At 73.2% G+C, this 15641-nt stretch carries 16 protein-coding genes and 1 pseudogene; 10 read left to right on the forward strand and 7 right to left on the reverse strand.

Annotated elements, in window-relative coordinates; all coding sequences use genetic code 11:
- The 5 genes and pseudogenes from ABT288_RS12190 (at position 1) to ABT288_RS12210 (ending at position 5170) form a co-directional block, all read left to right on the forward strand.
- Positions 1 to 321, forward strand: a complete 321-nt coding sequence (locus ABT288_RS12190) for an L-rhamnose mutarotase (RefSeq protein ID WP_351605651.1) — start codon at positions 1 to 3, stop codon at positions 319 to 321.
- Positions 322 to 344: 23 nt separating this feature from the next.
- Complete coding sequence (locus ABT288_RS12195; RefSeq protein ID WP_351605653.1) at positions 345 to 1757, forward strand: BNR repeat-containing protein; 1413 nt, start codon at positions 345 to 347, stop codon at positions 1755 to 1757.
- An 80-nt stretch (positions 1758 to 1837) separates the two neighbouring features.
- A complete protein-coding gene (locus ABT288_RS12200; RefSeq protein ID WP_351605656.1) occupies positions 1838 to 2863 on the forward strand; it encodes a LacI family DNA-binding transcriptional regulator in 1026 nt (341 codons plus the stop codon).
- A 119-nt stretch (positions 2864 to 2982) separates the two neighbouring features.
- The gene (locus ABT288_RS12205) at positions 2983 to 4284 is read left to right on the forward strand and encodes an alpha/beta fold hydrolase (protein ID WP_351605658.1); all 1302 of its coding nucleotides are present in this window, start codon (positions 2983 to 2985) and stop codon (positions 4282 to 4284) included.
- A gap of 143 nt (positions 4285 to 4427) precedes the next feature.
- Positions 4428 to 5170: pseudogene (locus tag ABT288_RS12210) on the forward strand (PIG-L deacetylase family protein).
- A gap of 3 nt (positions 5171 to 5173) precedes the next feature.
- Here the strand turns inward: ABT288_RS12210 and ABT288_RS12215 are convergent.
- Together ABT288_RS12215 and ABT288_RS12220 are read right to left on the reverse strand one after the other, a co-directional pair.
- Complete coding sequence (locus tag ABT288_RS12215) at positions 5174 to 5560, reverse strand: hypothetical protein (RefSeq protein WP_351605661.1); 387 nt, start codon at positions 5558 to 5560, stop codon at positions 5174 to 5176.
- 211 nt (positions 5561 to 5771) lie between these two features.
- Positions 5772 to 7385 carry a cytochrome P450 gene (locus tag ABT288_RS12220; RefSeq protein WP_351605663.1) on the reverse strand — a complete coding sequence of 538 codons (1614 nt, stop codon included), beginning with the start codon at positions 7383 to 7385 and terminating at the stop codon, positions 5772 to 5774.
- Positions 7386 to 7520: 135 nt separating this feature from the next.
- Here ABT288_RS12220 and ABT288_RS12225 point away from each other — a divergent pair, with 135 nt between their 5' ends.
- Positions 7521 to 8126, forward strand: coding sequence for a TetR/AcrR family transcriptional regulator (locus ABT288_RS12225; protein WP_351605666.1), 606 nt, complete (start codon positions 7521 to 7523; stop codon positions 8124 to 8126).
- Positions 8127 to 8215: 89 nt separating this feature from the next.
- Positions 8216 to 8941, forward strand: a complete 726-nt coding sequence (locus ABT288_RS12230; protein ID WP_351605669.1) for a DUF2470 domain-containing protein — start codon at positions 8216 to 8218, stop codon at positions 8939 to 8941.
- Here ABT288_RS12230 and ABT288_RS12235 read toward each other — a convergent pair.
- The 3 genes from ABT288_RS12235 to ABT288_RS12245 form a co-directional block, all read right to left on the reverse strand.
- Positions 8909 to 10114 (reverse strand): lactonase family protein, encoded by a 1206-nt coding sequence (locus ABT288_RS12235; protein ID WP_502972742.1) that lies wholly within the window; start codon positions 10112 to 10114, stop codon positions 8909 to 8911. The two genes, ABT288_RS12230 and ABT288_RS12235, sit on opposite strands and share 33 nt — an antisense overlap.
- A gap of 106 nt (positions 10115 to 10220) precedes the next feature.
- Positions 10221 to 11270, reverse strand: coding sequence for a hypothetical protein (locus tag ABT288_RS12240; protein ID WP_351605671.1), 1050 nt, complete (start codon positions 11268 to 11270; stop codon positions 10221 to 10223).
- 69 nt (positions 11271 to 11339) lie between these two features.
- Complete coding sequence (locus ABT288_RS12245) at positions 11340 to 12593, reverse strand: FUSC family protein (RefSeq protein ID WP_351605674.1); 1254 nt, start codon at positions 12591 to 12593, stop codon at positions 11340 to 11342.
- Positions 12594 to 12748: 155 nt separating this feature from the next.
- On the opposite strand from ABT288_RS12245, the gene ABT288_RS12250 reads away from it, so the two are divergent.
- Positions 12749 to 13357 carry a TIGR03086 family metal-binding protein gene (locus ABT288_RS12250; RefSeq protein ID WP_351605677.1) on the forward strand — a complete coding sequence of 203 codons (609 nt, stop codon included), beginning with the start codon at positions 12749 to 12751 and terminating at the stop codon, positions 13355 to 13357.
- Between the two features lie 87 nt (positions 13358 to 13444).
- The gene (locus ABT288_RS12255) at positions 13445 to 13585 is read left to right on the forward strand and encodes a hypothetical protein (RefSeq protein WP_351605679.1); all 141 of its coding nucleotides are present in this window, start codon (positions 13445 to 13447) and stop codon (positions 13583 to 13585) included.
- Positions 13586 to 13751: 166 nt separating this feature from the next.
- On the opposite strand, the gene ABT288_RS12260 is transcribed toward ABT288_RS12255, so the two are convergent.
- Positions 13752 to 14246 carry an FBP domain-containing protein gene (locus ABT288_RS12260; protein WP_351605681.1) on the reverse strand — a complete coding sequence of 165 codons (495 nt, stop codon included), beginning with the start codon at positions 14244 to 14246 and terminating at the stop codon, positions 13752 to 13754.
- Positions 14247 to 14348: 102 nt separating this feature from the next.
- On the opposite strand from ABT288_RS12260, the gene ABT288_RS12265 reads away from it, so the two are divergent.
- Positions 14349 to 15302: a DUF3626 domain-containing protein gene (locus ABT288_RS12265; RefSeq protein ID WP_351605684.1), complete on the forward strand. Its 954-nt coding sequence runs from the start codon at positions 14349 to 14351 to the stop codon at positions 15300 to 15302.
- A gap of 109 nt (positions 15303 to 15411) precedes the next feature.
- Here the strand turns inward: ABT288_RS12265 and ABT288_RS12270 are convergent.
- The coding region (locus ABT288_RS12270) for a LuxR C-terminal-related transcriptional regulator (RefSeq protein WP_351605687.1) at positions 15412 to 15641 on the reverse strand (230 nt) is incomplete at its 5' end.

The raw sequence follows: 15641 nt of genomic DNA on the forward strand, positions 1-15641 counted from the left end.
ATGCAGCGCGTCTGTTTCCTGCTCAAGGTCCGCGAGGACCGGATCACCGAGTACCGCGAACGCCACGCCGCCGTGTGGCCGGAGATGCGCGAAGCGCTCTCCGCCACCGGCTGGCACAACTACTCCCTCTTCCTGCGCGACGACGGCCTGCTCGTCGGCTACCTGGAGACCGACGACTTCGGTGCCGCCCTGGCCGGCATGGAAGCCACCGAGGTCAACGCCCGCTGGCAGGCCGAGATGGCCCCCTTCTTCGAGTCCCTCGACGGATCCCGCCCCGACGAGGCCATGAAGCCGCTCACCGAGGTCTTCCACCTCGCCTGACACCCCCTTCCCCGGAGCCGCTCATGAAATGCCGCACCGTGCTCGCCTCGGCCGTACTGGCCGCCGTGGCGACGCCGGGCATCGCACGGGCCGCCGGCCCCGGTCCCTCGGTCAGAAGGAGGAGCACGACCCTGCTCGACTCCCGGGCCGTCTACTTCGTCTCCTACGACGGCCTGGTCAACAACAACTCGTTCCAGAAGAACGGGCTGCTGACGTACAAGGGCCACCAGTACGCCGCCTGGTACACCGCCACCGGCAACGCGGTCGTCGCCCGCCGGGCCGCCGGCGGCGGCACCTGGTCGGCGGTCACCCTCGCGCACGTCCTCAAGGCGAGCGACTCGCACAACGTCATCTCCATGGGCGTCTCCCGGCTGGACGGCCGCCTGCACCTCGACATGGACTCCCACAGCGACGGCTTCTTCTACGTGAAGTCCGTCGCCGGCCTCCTCGACGACCCGGCGTCCACACCGTGGAGCCCGTCCGTCTTCGGCCCCGTCCAGACCTCCCTCGACGGCCTCGCGCTCACCTCGCAGTTCACCTACCCGCAGTTCGTCTCCACCCCGGAGGGCAGGCTCCAGCTCAGCTACCGGGCCGGCATCTCCGGCGACGGCCGCAACGCCCTGGCGGAGTACGACGGTTCGTCCTGGACGGCACTGGGGGAGTGGTCGGGCTCCACCGGCACCTACACCAGCTCGCACGGCTCCAGCACGGCCCGCAACATGTACCTGCACGGCATCGACTACGACGCCGGCGGCCGGCTGCACTCCTTCTTCACCTGGCGCGAGCAGAACGCCGCCGTGATGTGCGGCAGCGGCGGCATCACCAACCACGACACGGGCTACGTGTACTCCACCGACCGCGGCCGCACCTGGCGCAACGACGCGGGCACCCCCGTCGCCACCACGGGCACCCCGGACACCGTCTCCGTCACCGACCCGGGACTGGTCGTCGACCCCCTCGGCCCCGACCACTGCCTGATGAACCAGGAGAGCCAGTGGGCCGACTCCACCGGTCTGCCGCACGCGATCATCAGCTATGTCCCCGGCCGCTTCGGCCAGTGCACCACCGACTACGTCGCCGACCGCACCGCGAACGGCCGCGCGTTCCACCTCCGCAAGAACTCCTCCGGCGACTGGACCAAGACCGAGATCCCGGTCCCCCTGGAGTCCAGCCAGCGCACCAAGCTGGTCCTGGACAAGTACGACAACGCCTACGCGGTCTTCCCGTACGGCCGTATCGCCGGCGCCTCCAGATCCTCCGGCTACACCGACTGGACCCTGCTCTTCGACGGCGGCGGCCTGGGCGCCTTCGGCGAGGTCGTGATCGACGAGATGCGCGCGAAGTCCGACGACGTGCTGTCGTTCATGTACCAGGAGAGGTCCACCGGTACGACGCCCTCGGCGCTGCGCGTCGTGGAGTTCTCCCTGCCTGCCTGAGCCGACCGTCACAGGGGGCGGTGACGGTAATGTGAGGATCCGCCCGCCGCCCCTCGTCATCCCTGGAGGTCTGAAATCCGATGGCCCAGTCGGTGGGTATCAAGGACGTCGCCCGCGCCGCCGGAGTGTCGGTGGGCACGGTGTCGAACGTCATCAACCGCCCGGACACGGTCGCCAGTGAGACGCGGGCGCGGGTGCAGTCCGCGATCGACCGGCTCGGCTATGTCCGCAGCGAGTCCGCGCGGCAGCTGCGCGCGGGCCGCAGCCGGATCATGGGGCTGCTCGTGCTCGACATGGGCAACCCGTTCTTCGTGGACGTGGCCCGTGGCGCCGAGCGGGCGGCCCGTGAGGCGGGGCTCGGTGTGATGGTGTGCAACAGCGCCCAGAACGCCGCCGAAGAGGCCGACTACCTGGCGCTCTTCGCCGAGCAGCGGGTGCGGGGCGTGCTGCTGACCCCCGCCGACGCCACCGGCCGCAACATCGAGGCCTTCCGCCGGCACGGCATCCCGTTCGTGCTGGTCGACCGGGTCGCCGAGGGCACCAGCGAGTGCTCGGTGTCCGTGGACGACGTGGCCGGCGGTGCGCTGGCGGTCCGCCACCTGGTGGACGCCGGACACCGCTCCATCGCCTATGTCAGCGGACCGCCCGGCCTCAACCAGGTCCGCGACCGCCGTACCGGCGCCCTGAACGCCCTGGCCGAGGCGGGGCTCGGCCCCGAGGCGCTGCGCGAGCTGCCCACCGAACGCCTCGACGTGGCCGCGGGCCGCGACGCCGGTGCCCGCCTGCTGGGCCTCGCGGACCGCCCCACCGCCGTGTTCTGCGCCAACGATCTGCTCGCCCTCGGCGTGCTGCAGGCCATGTACGCGGCCGGTGTCACCGTCCCCGACGACCTGGCGATCGTCGGCTACGACGACATCGAGTTCGCGGCGGCCGCCGCCGTACCGCTGACCTCCGTACGGCAGCCCGCCGTCACGATGGGCTCCCTCGCCGCCGAGCTGCTGCTGGAGGAGACCGAGCAGGGGGAGGGCGAGCGGACCCACGAGCACCGCAGGGTGGTGCTCCAGCCGGAGCTGGTGGTGCGCCGCTCCAGCCTCGCCGCACGCTGAGCACCGCGGGCCGGGCGCTGACCGGAAATTCAGTAACAATCCATGATCCCTGGGCTCTGCGCGGGTCCGGTCATGTGCTGAACTGGGACCCGTCCGTACCGTCCGTCCCGGGAGACCCGTTGAGCCTCAGCTACCGCCAGCCCGGTGTCATCCTCACCGACCGCCGTTTCACCGTGCCCCTCGACCACGCCGCCCCGGACGGGGAGACGATCGAGCTGTACGCCCGTGAGGTCGTCGCGAGCGACAGGGCCGGGCAGGAGCTGCCGTGGCTGCTGTATCTCCAGGGTGGTCCCGGCTTCGGGGCGAATCGTTTCGTCGGACGTCAGTCCTGGCTCGACCGGGCGCTGAAGGACTACCGCGTGCTGCTGCTCGACCAGCGCGGCACCGGCGGCTCCACCCCGGCCTCCCGGCAGACGCCCCCGCTGCGCGGCGGCCCCGCCGAGCAGGCCGACTACCTCACCCGTTTCCGCGCCGACTCCATCGTCCGGGACTGCGAGGCCATCCGCCCGCAGGTCACCGGCGGCGCCCCCTGGACCGTGCTCGGCCAGAGCTTCGGCGGCTTCTGCACGGTGTCGTACCTCTCCCTCGCCCCCGAGGGCCTGGACACCGCCGTCATCACCGGAGGCCTGCCCTCCCTGCACGCCCACGCCGACGCCGTCTACCGCGCGGCCTACCCGCGCATCGAACGCAAGGTCACCGCGCACTACGCCCGCTACCCCCAGGACGTCGAGCGGGCCCGCCGTATCGCCGACCACCTGCTGACCCACGAAGTGACCCTCCCGAACGGCTACCGCTTCACCGTCGAGGCCTTCCAGTCCCTCGGGCTGATGCTCGGCACCAGCGAGGGCAGCCACCGGCTGCACCACCTCCTGGAGGACGCCTTCGTGCGCACACCGGTCGGCCTGGAACTGTCCGACGCCTTCCAGGAACAGGCCCAGTCCCTGCTGTCGTACGCCGCCCACCCCCTCTACGCGCTCGTCCACGAGTCGATCTACGGCCAGGACGCCCGGCCCACGGCCTGGTCCGCCGAGCGTGTCCGCGCCGAGTTCCCGCAGTTCGACGCGGCCAAGGCCCTCGCCGGCGACACCCCGGTGCTGTTCACCGGCGAGACGGTCCACCCCTGGATGTTCGAGGCGGACCCGGCCCTGCGCCCGCTGCGCGAGACGGCCGACCTGCTCGCCGCCCGCACCGACTGGCAGCCCCTGTACGACCCCGCCCGCCTCGCCGCCAACGAGGTCCCGGTCGTGGCGGCCGTCTACCACGACGACATGTACGTCGACACCGCACACTCGCTGGAGACCGCCCGCGCGATCCGCGGCCTGCGCACCTGGGTCACCGACGAGTTCGAACACGACGGCCTGCGCACGGGCGCACCGCGGGTACTGGACCGCCTGCTGGCGATGGCAAGAGACGAGGTGTGAGGAGCGCCCCGAAGGGGCGCGGGGCTGTGCCGAGCTGCGGCAACCGCCGCGTGGGCGCGACAAGCCACGACGGGCCCGGCCGGCCGACGCCCCATGGGGGCACCCACCCATCGCGGCCCCCGGCGGAGCGTACTGTGCGGCCCATGACCGAGCCCCGGAGCACTCGACTCCAGCCGATGCCCGACGACTGGCAGCGCGCCCTGGCCGTGGTGGCGCACCCGACGACCTCGAATACGGCTGCGCCGGGGCCGTCGCGGCCTGGACCGACGGCGGCCGCGAGGTCGGCTATGTGCCGGCGACCCGCGGCGAGGCCGGCATCGACACCCTCGACCCCGCCACGTGCGGCCCGCTGCGCGAGCGCGAGCAGCGGGCCGGTGCCGCCGTCGTCGGCGTCACCACCGTGGAGTTCCTCGACCACCGGGACGGTGTGATCGAGTACGGCCCCGCGCTGCGCCGGGACATCGCCGCCGCGATCCGCCGGCACCGGCCCGAACTCGTCCTCAGCCTCAACCACCGCGACACCTGGGGCGAGGCCGCCTGGAACACCCCGGACCACGTCGCCGTGGGCCGGGCCACCCTGGACGCCGTCGCGGACGCCGGCAACCGGTGGATCTTCCCGGAACTCACCGAGCAGGGCCTCGAACCCTGGGACGGTGTCCGCTGGGTGGCGGTCGCCGGCTCCAGCCGGCCCACCCACGCGGTCGACGCGGGGCCCGGCCTGGAGCGGGCGGTGCGCTCGCTGGTCGAACACCGCACCTACGTCGAGGCGTTGACCGACGAGGACCCGGAAACGTATGCCCGCACCTTCCTGACCACCAGCGCCAGGACCACCGGTGAACGCTGCGGCGGCACACCGGCGGTGGCCTTCGAGGTGTTCGGACGATGAGTTCTACCTGCGAGGCCTGCACACCTCGGTGCTGGGGGACCGCTCGCCCTGCGGCGTGTACGTGATGCTCTTGGCGTCCGTGTTGAAGCGCAGCTGCACGGTGCCGTCGTCGTAGGCCCCGCCGGGCGACAGGATCCGCTGGACGACATGGCCGGTGCCGGCCACGACGATCGCGCGTTGCCGGTAGAGCAGCACGAACGTGGTGTCGACGCGCGTGAGACAGATCGGGAGTCCGGCGCTGGACGCCGGTATGGGTTCGCCGACCTTGAAGGACGGTGACGGCGACGGACTCGCGGCGGCCGTGGACGGGGCGGCGCCGAACAGGAGCTGGACGGTGAGCGCGGCGCCGCTCAGCGCGGCGGCAAGGGCAAAGTGGGGCCTGGCGGTCATGAGCGACTCCTTTGCCGGAACGTCTGAGTACCGGAAGGTCTCCATCCACGACTGAAGGCCCTCCGGTACGGGCAGGCGATCTCACGTGGGCCGAACGGGTGAATACGGGCTCGTCCGGTGGTCCTGACCCGTGCACCGGTGGCGGTGGCGCGGCAGGGGAGCGATCATGCGCCACGCGGTCCGCGGTGGCGTCGGGACCCGGCTGCCCGCGTCAGTCACCCGCCCGGTGCACCGGACAACCGGCGGTTGATCGAGCGATCCGCTGGGGGTACCGGGACACGGCGTCGTGCGCCTGCGGGCCCGTCGTGGCCGCTCGCGCCTCCGCGGCGGCGGCCGCGCGGCCGTCATCGCCGCGCGCCCCTTCGGGGTGCTTGCACCGCTCCAAGCCCAGTCGCAGCCCCTCCGGCATCACCGTCAGCCGTTCGGTCACGGTCAGCCGGTAGGCCGGGTCGGGCAGCAGGTCGTAGCGGCGCAGCAGGAGGCCGAGGACCAGGGTGGCCTCGTGCAGGGCGAACTGGCGGCCGATGCAGGCCCGCGCCCCGGTGCCGAACGGTTTGAAGGTGTGCGGGGGACGAGACCGTACGGCCGCCGCCTCGAAGCGGTCCGGGTCGAAGCGCTCGGCGTCCTCGCCCCAGACCTCCGGGTCGCGGTGCAGCATCGGGGTCAGCACCAGTGCCCACGCGCCCCGGAGCATCGGGTGGTCGTCGGCGAGCACGGTGTCCTGCCGGGCCTCCCGGGCGAAGGCCGGGGCGGTCGGCCACAGCCGCAGGGACTCGTCCAGCACCCGGCGGACATAGCGCAGCTTGGCCACCTGGTCGTAGCCGGGCCGTGCGTCCTCGCCCCAGACGCGGTCCACCTCGGCGCGGGCCCGGGCGGCGATCTCCGGGTGCCGGGCGAGGTAGTACAGGGCGAAGGAGAGCGCGCCGGAGGTGGTCTCGTGGCCCGCGACCAGGAATGTGATCACCTGCCTGCGGACGTTCTCCGCCGACAGCCTCTCGCCCGTTTCCGGATGCGCCGTCTCCAGCATCCGGTCCAGCAGGTCGCCGTCCCCGCGGCCCGACCGGCGCCGCTGCGCGACCAGGTCGTCGACCGTCCTGTTCAGGAGGGCCATGTCGGCCGCGTTGCGCCGGGCGGCGGTGCGCAGCAGCAGCGGGGCCAGCGGTCCGGGCACGCTGTTGAGGCGCTGGGCGTAGGTGAGCGTGCCGACCATCGCGGTGACGAAGGGATGCGGGCGGTCCCGCTCGAAGGAGCCGAAGTCGTGCCCGAACCCGGTGCGCGCGATCGTCTCCAGGGTCAGTTTGGTCATGTCCCCGGGCACGTCCACCGTCCGCCCGGCCGCCGCCTCACGGTCCCAGTGAGCGGTCAGGCGCTCCGCGACCGCCAGCATCATCCCGTGGTAGCCCTCCATGGCCTCCCGGCTGAAGCCGGGCGCCAGGACGTCGTGCGCCAGCTGCCAGTTGGGCTCGTGGTTGTAGGCGGTGAACAGGCCGTCCCCGGCGACCGGCCGCAGATTGGCCACGCCGAGACCGACGTGCTTGGCGAACCGGGACTCGTCGGCCAGGTCGGCGGCCGGCCGCGCGCCCCACACGAACACGAACTCCTTGCCGAAGGCCCGCCGCCGGAAGATCGGCCCCAGGTCGCGCGCGAAGCGCATGGAGTCCTGCACCGGCTTGCGCCGGTCGGCGCCGAGCACATCGCCGAGCAACGGCACCCGGTGCGGCGGATGCGGGATCCGGTGCAGCTCGGGCCAGCCCAGTTCGGCGCTCCGGAAACCCTTCGGCAGCCGTGTCTCCGTCGTCTGCGTCCCCTGCGTCGTCTCCGCCATGACGCCGATCTCCCTTGATCCAGCGGACCGTTGAACCTGCGAGGTGAAGCCGTGCGCGCGCCGTGTTGTACGTGGGTTCAATAACCGGTTTCAGTCTGGTCCGCTTGTTGAACCCGCGTCAAGTAAAGTGACGCCATGCCCGCGAACCAGGGGGAGCGCGCCCGGCGCAGACTCAGCACCCAGGAACGGCGTGAGCAGCTGCTGTCGGTCGGCGCGAAGCTGTTCTCGGAGAGCCCCTACGACGACGTGTGGATCGAGCAGGTCGCCGAGATCGCGGGGGTCTCCCGCGGGCTGCTGTACCACTACTTCCCGACCAAGCGGGACTTCTTCGCGGCGGTCGTCGAGCGCGAGAGCGAGCGGATGCTGCGCATGACGGCGGCCGTGCCCGGCCTGCCGGTGCGCGAGCAGCTCACCGCCGGGCTCGACACCTACCTCGGTTACGTCCAGGCCCACGCCCACGGCTTCCGCGCCTTCCACCGCGCCGACGCGGCCGGCGACCAGGCCGTCCGCCGGGTCTACCAGCGGGCCCTGGCCGCCCAGGAGCAGCAGATCCTCGCCGCGCTCGCCGCCGACCCCGAGTTCGGCCCCGTCTTCGAGAGCGCCCCGCACGTCCGCCTGGCCGTACGCGGCTGGCTCGCCTTCACCACCGCCGTCTGTCTGGAGTGGCTGCGCGACGGCGAGTTGACCCGGGAGCAGGTGCGCGACCTGTGCGCGCGGGCGCTGCTGGGTGTCATCACCTGACCCTGGCCGATCCTTTCCGCCGGTGGGTGCGGTTGGCGCACGCCCGGATCTCCGATAGGTTAGGCAAGGCTTACCTAAGGAGGTCTCGGATGGGTGACACGCAGGACTGGACGGCCGCACCCGGCGCGGCGGAACGGGCTCGGTCGGTGCTGGCCGCCGCCTGGTCGTGCACGGTGACCGCGGACGGCGCCCGTGAGGAGTACGTCGGCGCGCACACCGTGACCGACGACGGCGCCGTGCGGCTGACGGCGCCCGACGACAGCGCCCTGCTGACCGCGGCCATCTGCGCCCCACGCCAGGAACCCTCCGCCGTGCTCGAGTTCGCCGACGTGGCCCCCGTACCGGTGCGCGGCCGGATCCGGGCCCGGCTCCACCTCGCCGGCTGGTTCGCCGCGGACCGCGGCGCCCTGCTGTTCCGGCCCACGCGCGTGGTGCTGCGGCGGTCCTCCGGGGCCGTGGTGGTCGACCTGGGCGAGTACGCCGCCGCCCGGCCCGACCCGCTCGCCGAGGCCGAGGCCCGGCTCCTGACCCACCTCGCCGACGCCCACCCGGACGCCGTCGAGCGGCTGACCCGCCTGGTGCGGCCGGAGAGCCTGCACGCCGCGACCCGGGTGCTGCCCCTCGCCGTCGACCGCCACGGACTGACCCTGCGCATCGAGCGCACCCACGCCCACGGCGACGTACGGCTGCCCTTCCACGCGCCCGCCGACGACGTCGGCCAGCTCACCGAGCGCATGCACGCCCTGCTGGCCCAGGCCACCGCCGCCGCCTGTCCCCGCGCGCTACAGCGGCAGCGCGCAGACGGCGACGGGTGAGGCGAACGGCTCGCCGGCCGACCGGAGTTCACCGCTGCCCGCGTCGACGTGGAAGACGGTGACCGTCCCCGAGCGCTGGTTCGCCGCGAACAGCAGCCCGCCGTCCGGCGAGAGAGCGATCTGCCGCGGGAAGTCCCCGCCCACCGGGGCCGTGCCGAGCAGCCGCAGCCGGGCACCGTCGGCCTCGATCGCATACCGCGCGAGGCTGTTGTCACCCCGGTTGGCCAGGAACGCGTACCCGCCGTTCGCCGTCACGACGAACTGCGCCGGGTAGTTGGTGCCGGCGCCGGAGCCCGTGGACTGCGGCTCGCCGATGGTCAGCCAGCCGGAGGCCGGGTCATAGCCGCAGACGGTGACCGTGTCGTCCACCTCGTTGGCCAGATAGGCGTACCGGCCGCCCGGGTGGAAGGTCAGATGGCGCGGTCCGGCGCCGGGCCGGGCGTGCGCCTGCGCCACCTCCGTCAGCGTGCCGTTCGCCTGGTCGAGGCGGTAGCTGTAGACGGTGTCGGTGCCGAGGTCGACCGCGAGTACATGGCCGCCGTCGGGGCTGGTGGTGAACTGGTGTGCGTGCGGGCCCTGTTGACCGGGCCCGGGAGGCGGGGTGGTGTGCGTGACGACGTCGGTGCGCTCGCCCAGGGCGCCCGAGGCGTCGATGGGATGCACGGCGACACTGCCCGACCCGTAGTCGGCGCTCAGCAGCCAGCGTCCGGAGGGATGCACCGACAGATGACAGGGGCCCGCGCCGCCCGCACCGCGGGTGCCGAGAACCCGCCGGTCGGCGAGGCGTACCGCCGTCACGCCGCCGTCCTGGCGCTCGTCCACCGCGTACAGCGTGCGGCCGTCCGGGTGCACGGCGAGGTACGACGGGTCGGGGACGCCGGTGAGCGTGCCGGAGCCGCTGATCCGGCCGGTCGCCGGGTCGTAGGAGGCCAGCCCGATGCCGGTGCCGCCGCCGTCGACCGAGGTGTAGGTGCCCACGTACAGCGGACGCGGACCGGAGGGCCCACGGGCCGGCACGGCGGGCCCGGGATCGTCCGCCGCGGCCGGGCCGCCGGCCGGCGGGGCCGCCGGGGACGGCACCGCCACCACGGCCGCCGTACCCGCCACGGCTCCGACGAACCGGCGCCGGCTCCAGCGTCCGTTCACCGGCACCGGCTCGTCGTCCGTGTCCACGCAGCACCTCAGGTGGTCGCTCGCCCCGGTCGTGACAGCCACCTTGGCCCCTGCCGACCGCGAAGGGCAAGCACGGCAACGGGTGTTGCGTGCCATGCAACGCTGCTTACCACTCGCCGTCCTCGACCGGCTTGCCCGGCGCGTCCTTCAGCGGGGTCACCTGACCGGCGGACGGCGCCTGCCACGGGTCCAGGTCGTCCCCGAGCCACTCGCCGACCGGCTTGACGGCGCCGAGAGTGTCCGTCGGGGCCAGATCCTGGGCATCGGCGTCGTAGTAGTCGTACCAGGGCAGGCCCGCCCGGGTGTACGTCGCCCGGTCGACCGGCGACGGCGGGGGCGCCTCGCCGGTGATGCGCCGCCACTCCGGCGGCGTGACCAGGTGCACGAACACGCGCCCGGCGGGCTCCTCGGACCAGTCCGTCGATGGCCGCTCGTCCAGGTACACCTCCTGGCGCATCGAGCCGCCGACGCCGAGGCCCATGGCGGCGCCCCGGGGCGCCCCGCCCGGGGCCGCGGGAGACGGCATCGCCCCGGGCGCGGACGCCATCATCGGCGCCCCGTACCCGCCCGTCGGCGCAGCCGCCAGGGCCCTGCGCCGCGCCTCCTCCCGCTCCCGCTCACGGCGCCGCCACTCGGACAGCAGCGGCTCCCGCAGCGGGAAGGACTGCAGCTGTACCCCGCCCCACACCTCCTCGCCGGTGACCTGCCCCTCCACCGTCGCGCCGAGACCGAGCGGCACGGCGACGAACTGGCGGACGGTGCCCTTGCCGGAGTTCACGCCGTCCAGCCAGGGCTGGCGGGGCAGTACGACGTAGTTCTGCGGGTCCCGGGCGAGCCGGTCGCTCCAGGGCCGGCCGGACACCGCGCACACCTTGCCGACCCCGACCTGGAGCGCCGCGGGCTCCGTCGTGCCGGAGAAGCTCAGCCACATCGCCTCGCGCAGATACACCGGCAGCATCACCCCACCGCGCGCCCGCCACTCGGCCGGGACGGTGTCCGGATGGTCCGAGACCCGCCGGACGGGGAACTCGCCCAGCCCGGGCGGCAGCGGATGCGTGCCCGTCTCCGGCAGCCGCAGTGTGCGGATGAACCGCACCGCCACCCCGCCGGGCAACCGCAGTGTGTTCCCTTCGATCCGCACCCCGGAACCGGCCATCCGGTCGCCCCCTCGCATCCGTGCCGGGCTCCCGGCACCCTTCGCGCCGCGCCCTGCCCGGCGCCCTCCTCACCAAGAACGCTCACCGAACCCCGCACGGTTCCGCCACAGCTCCTCCTGCACCCCGAGCCGTTCGCGCATCCGGGTCATCCGGGGCAGCTTCGCCCGCTGCCTCTGGGAGACCCGGTCCAGCTCCTCGAACAGGCGCCGGGTGCGGTGCTCGGTGTTCAGCTCGTCGATGATCCGCGTCGTCTCGGTCAGGACGGCGCCGAGCAGCTGCCAGTTCGCCCAGTCCTGGCCGATCTCCTCCCGGAGCAGCTCGGCCAGCCGGTCCCGGGTGCCGGCCGCCGTCTGCAGCTCGGCGGACAGCCGGGCCTCCGCCGACTCGGCGTTCTCGCTCAGATGCGTGGTGACCAGGACCGCGAAACTGACCACCGCGTCGGCCATCTCCGACAGCAGCTGTTCCACGGTCGCCCCGACCCGGGGCGGGAACAGTTCCTCGGTCCCGCGGACCTTGGCCAGGTCCGTGAAGGTACGGGCCAGCACCCGCAGCACCACCGTGCAGATCTCCAGCGTGTCCAGGCCGGTGCGCAGCACCACCCGGTGCAGCAGCCCCTCCTTGACCCGAGGATTGAGCCGCAGGCTGTCCTCGGCCTGCCTGAGGGACGCGTCCACCTGGGTGATGTGCTGGTCCAGCTGCCTTGCCTCGTGCAGCCGCTCGGCCGCCCGCTCCCAGGGGATCCGGCCCGCGGCCTCCTCGCCCATCCGCAGCATCAACTGCCGCATCCGGCGCGCCAGGTCATCGATCGAGCGGCCCGCCTCGTCCACCCACACCGGGGGCGGGAGCAGAAGATTGCAGGCCGTGCCGACGACCGCGCCGATCAGCGTCTCCACGATGCGCGCCCAGGCGGTGAACCCGACGGTGGTGACCCCGAGGACCAGCATGGCGCTGATCGCCACCTCGGCCACGTACTCGTCGACCCGGACCAGGTGCCCGACGGCCAGCGAGGCCACGATCAGCAGGGCGAGGCTCCACCAGGTCAGCCCCACCAGCACGCTGAAGGCGATCGCCACCAGCACGCCGGCGACCACCGAGTTCACCCGGCGGATGCCGTTGGTCAGGGTGGCGTAGAAGGTCACCTGGACGACCAGCAGCGCCGTCAGCGGCGCGGTCAGCGGGGCTGGCTCGGGGCTCAGCCGCAGGGCGATGACGTAGGCGATCGTCGCAGCCGTCGCCGACCGCAGCGTCTGGACGACCACCGGCTCCCGGCGGCGCTCCAGCAGACGCCGCAGTCCCGTGGACCACTTCGGTACGTCGTGCATCGCTTGGCCTGTTCCCGTTCCTCGGGCGGATCGAACGTCCGGGATTGCGGACCGTTCCTGTCCGCAAGGGTTCGTACAGTGATCCCGGCGGTTGAGAAGCCGCCACATTCGAGCGGCGGTCGGGAGGCCGTCGAACCGCCAGGGAAGGGGTCGGCATGGGGGAGAACAAGGGCGCGGGCGAGCCCGAGGGCGTCGAGCTGCTCCGGCAGGCGCACGCCTGTCTGCGCGAGGTGGTCGCCGGGGTGCCGGAGGAGGCCTGGGGCAGGCCGACGCCGTGCTCCGAGTGGACCGTTCGGCAGGTGCTCAACCACGCGCGGATCGACCAGCAGGCCTACGGCCTCGCGCTCACCGCCGGCCGGCCGGGCGAGGACCCGTTCCAGCCGGCCGACGCCCTGCACGGCGATCCGACGGCCGAGCTGGACAAGGTCCTGGACGCCGTGGCCGACGCCTATGCGGGGCTGCCCGCCGACGCCGGATCCGTGCCGACGCCGCTGGGCCCGCTGCCCCTGCCGCTGGCCGCCGGTGCGGGCGCGCTGGACGCCGCCGTGCACGCCTGGGACATCGCCGTCGCCACCGGTCAGAACCGGCCACTCACACCGGCGCTGGCGGCTGCCCTCCGGCCGACCGCCGACCAGCTGGTCCCACGGCTGCGCGAGTACGGCGTGTTCGCGCCCGCCCTCACATCCCACGGCCCCCAGAACGAGGCGGCGGCCCTGCTCGCCTTCCTCGGCCGGGACCCGGAGTGGGCGCGTCCGGAGTCCTGACGGGAGAGCCTCTCGCGTGGGTGCCTCGGTGTCGTGACGGGGTGGGCCGGCGGGTGGCCCGGGGCGGCGGCCGGTACATGGCCGGCCGTGCGGAAGGTCACCACGGTGGAACAGCCGGCCCGCCGGTACGCCTGCGACTTCGACGAGCCCTCCCGGCTCGCCGCGAGCATGGGCCACCGCGACCGGACGACGGTCGCGAACGTGCTGGAGTGGCGGCGAGGTGGGTGAGCGCGGGCCTGACCGTCGACCGGGGCACCTTCAACGCCACCGGCACGGACGGCGCCGTCCACCGCTTCGTCGCCCTCGCCCTCGCCCGCGGCCACGACCTGTTGATCCGCCTCCACCGGGTGGCGGCCGCCCGGCTGCGCACCCCGGCTTTCGCGAGACGGCACCGTCAGGCATACAGCTTGTCGACGAACGCGTGCAGATTGCCCGTCGTCCGGACGATCTGCTCCTCCGTCGTCAGGCTCTCCTCCAACCGCATGCCGGACTCCGGCACCTTCTTGCCCCGCACATACAGCGAACACGCCAGATCGGTGCACATGTACAGGCCGACCGAGTTGCCCTCGCGGCCCGCCGCCCCCGCCTTGCGCGCAGCCATCAGCGTCACCCCGCCGCCGGGATGTGTGGTCAGACACACCGAGCACATGCTGCGGTGCAGAAACCCGCGCTGAGAGGCCTGGAAGCGGAGCGCGACGCCGACGAGCCGGTCGTCCCGTTCGGTGACCAGATAGCTGCGGTCGGGCGCCCCCGGATCCCGCCAGCCGAGAAAGTCCAGGTCGTCCCACGGGCGTTCGCCGAGATCCCGCGGCACCGCCAGCCGTTTGGCCTCCCCCTTGGAGCAGTTGACAAAGGAGTTGCGGATGTCCTGCTCGGTGAGAGATCTCATGGGGGGAGTCCTTCCGGATTCGGTGCCGTGAACCTGGTGGTCCGTGAACCTAATAGGTCTAGGTTCACGACTAGCCTAGGTAGTCAAGGGGAGGGTGGGCCAATGGATTTCCGGCAGGGGTTGCCGCCGCACGCCCGACGGGCGCTGGACCATGTCGCCACCGGGGTGAACGGCCCACCGCTCGACCCCGGTCTGCGCATCACCCTCAACTTCCACCCCGACCGCGTCTCCGGCGGACTGCCGATCCTCCAGGCGCTGGCCCGGGACGGCGCGTACCACTCGCAGTTCGTCACCGGCACCAGCAACGGCGGTCTCACCGCGCACCCGGGAGGCGACCGGACGCGCTGGGAGAGCCGGATCTTCGGCGGCGCCTACGACGATGCGCCCCCGGTCGAGCGCCCGCTGTACGGCGCCCTCAACTTCCGTGACCAGGTCGTCGGCGCGGCCCCGCGCTTCGGCTCCTCGCATCTCAGGCTGGCCGGCCCGGTCCTGGACCGCGCCACCTTCTGCTATCCGGACAGCGCGGCCGAGCCCACCGACTTCGGCGTGGCCCCGGCGATGCCGCTGATCGCGCTCGCGGACGCGGACGAGCAGGATCCCCTCAACGACTACGTCGAGAGCCATGTGCACGGCGGTGTGCTGCTCGCCCGGGACGTGGAGGCCCTCGTGCTCGACGCGAGCTACCGCGGCACCCCGGTCGAGACGGCGGCCCGGCACCTGCCCTTCCCGCTGGAGTGGCACCCCGGCTACCGGCTCACCGTCACCGCACTGCGCCGCCACGCCGACTACCGGGGCCCGGAGTACGCCGACCTCGGCGCGCTGATCGCCGAGCGCGGCCTGCTCACCCCGCGCATCATCGGCGACGCGGCCCGCACCGGCCGCCACGAGCTCCAGGACCTGAAGATGGTCTGGCACACCCTGGCCCGCTTCGGCGCCCCGGAGGGCGCGGGCACGGCGTACCGGGCTCTGGCCCCTTCCGACGGCACCGGCCGCAGGACGAGTACGGCCTCTCCGGGCGAGGCGCCATCGGCTGTGGTGCCGTCCGGCACGGCGTAGTCGGCCCGGCGGCACGGCAGGGGGGCCGACCGTGACCTCAGCCGACACGGTCGGCCGGTTCCGGTGTACGCCTGTCCCGGCCCGGTCTCCGCCGAACCGGACGCTCGCCCTACCCCGCCTCCGACGTCCTTGCCTCCGGCGGCCACACCCCCGGCCTCAGGACGCCCAACGCGTAAGCGCGGGCGACCAGTTCGGTGCGGTTGGCGGCGTTCCAGCGGGCCGACAGGCGCCGTAGGTGGTAGGTGACGCCGTCCTTGCTGAGGCCCAGCTCGCGGGCGGCGCCGGCCGTGGTGGCGCCGCCCGCGAGCAGGGCCAGCACACGGCCCTCCACCGGAGTGA

It is taken from the genome of Streptomyces sp. NPDC001093, from assembly GCF_040298985.1.
Lineage (GTDB): Bacteria > Actinomycetota > Actinomycetes > Streptomycetales > Streptomycetaceae > Streptomyces.

Bases quoted from the DNA above. Each gene is read 5' to 3' on its own strand.
- ABT288_RS12190 (WP_351605651.1), top strand. From the start codon at position 1: ATGCAGCGCGTCTGTTTCCTGCTCAAGGTCCGCGAGGACCGGATCACC.
- ABT288_RS12195 (WP_351605653.1), top strand. From the start codon at position 345: ATGAAATGCCGCACCGTGCTCGCCTCGGCCGTACTGGCCGCCGTGGCG.
- ABT288_RS12200 (WP_351605656.1), top strand. From the start codon at position 1,838: ATGGCCCAGTCGGTGGGTATCAAGGACGTCGCCCGCGCCGCCGGAGTG.
- ABT288_RS12215 (WP_351605661.1), bottom strand. From the start codon at position 5,560: ATGACCGCCAGGCCCCACTTTGCCCTTGCCGCCGCGCTGAGCGGCGCC.
- ABT288_RS12220 (WP_351605663.1), bottom strand. From the start codon at position 7,385: ATGGCGGAGACGACGCAGGGGACGCAGACGACGGAGACACGGCTGCCG.
- ABT288_RS12225 (WP_351605666.1), top strand. From the start codon at position 7,521: ATGCCCGCGAACCAGGGGGAGCGCGCCCGGCGCAGACTCAGCACCCAG.
- ABT288_RS12230 (WP_351605669.1), top strand. From the start codon at position 8,216: ATGGGTGACACGCAGGACTGGACGGCCGCACCCGGCGCGGCGGAACGG.
- ABT288_RS12240 (WP_351605671.1), bottom strand. From the start codon at position 11,270: ATGGCCGGTTCCGGGGTGCGGATCGAAGGGAACACACTGCGGTTGCCC.
- ABT288_RS12245 (WP_351605674.1), bottom strand. From the start codon at position 12,593: ATGCACGACGTACCGAAGTGGTCCACGGGACTGCGGCGTCTGCTGGAG.
- ABT288_RS12250 (WP_351605677.1), top strand. From the start codon at position 12,749: ATGGGGGAGAACAAGGGCGCGGGCGAGCCCGAGGGCGTCGAGCTGCTC.
- ABT288_RS12260 (WP_351605681.1), bottom strand. From the start codon at position 14,246: ATGAGATCTCTCACCGAGCAGGACATCCGCAACTCCTTTGTCAACTGC.
- ABT288_RS12265 (WP_351605684.1), top strand. From the start codon at position 14,349: ATGGATTTCCGGCAGGGGTTGCCGCCGCACGCCCGACGGGCGCTGGAC.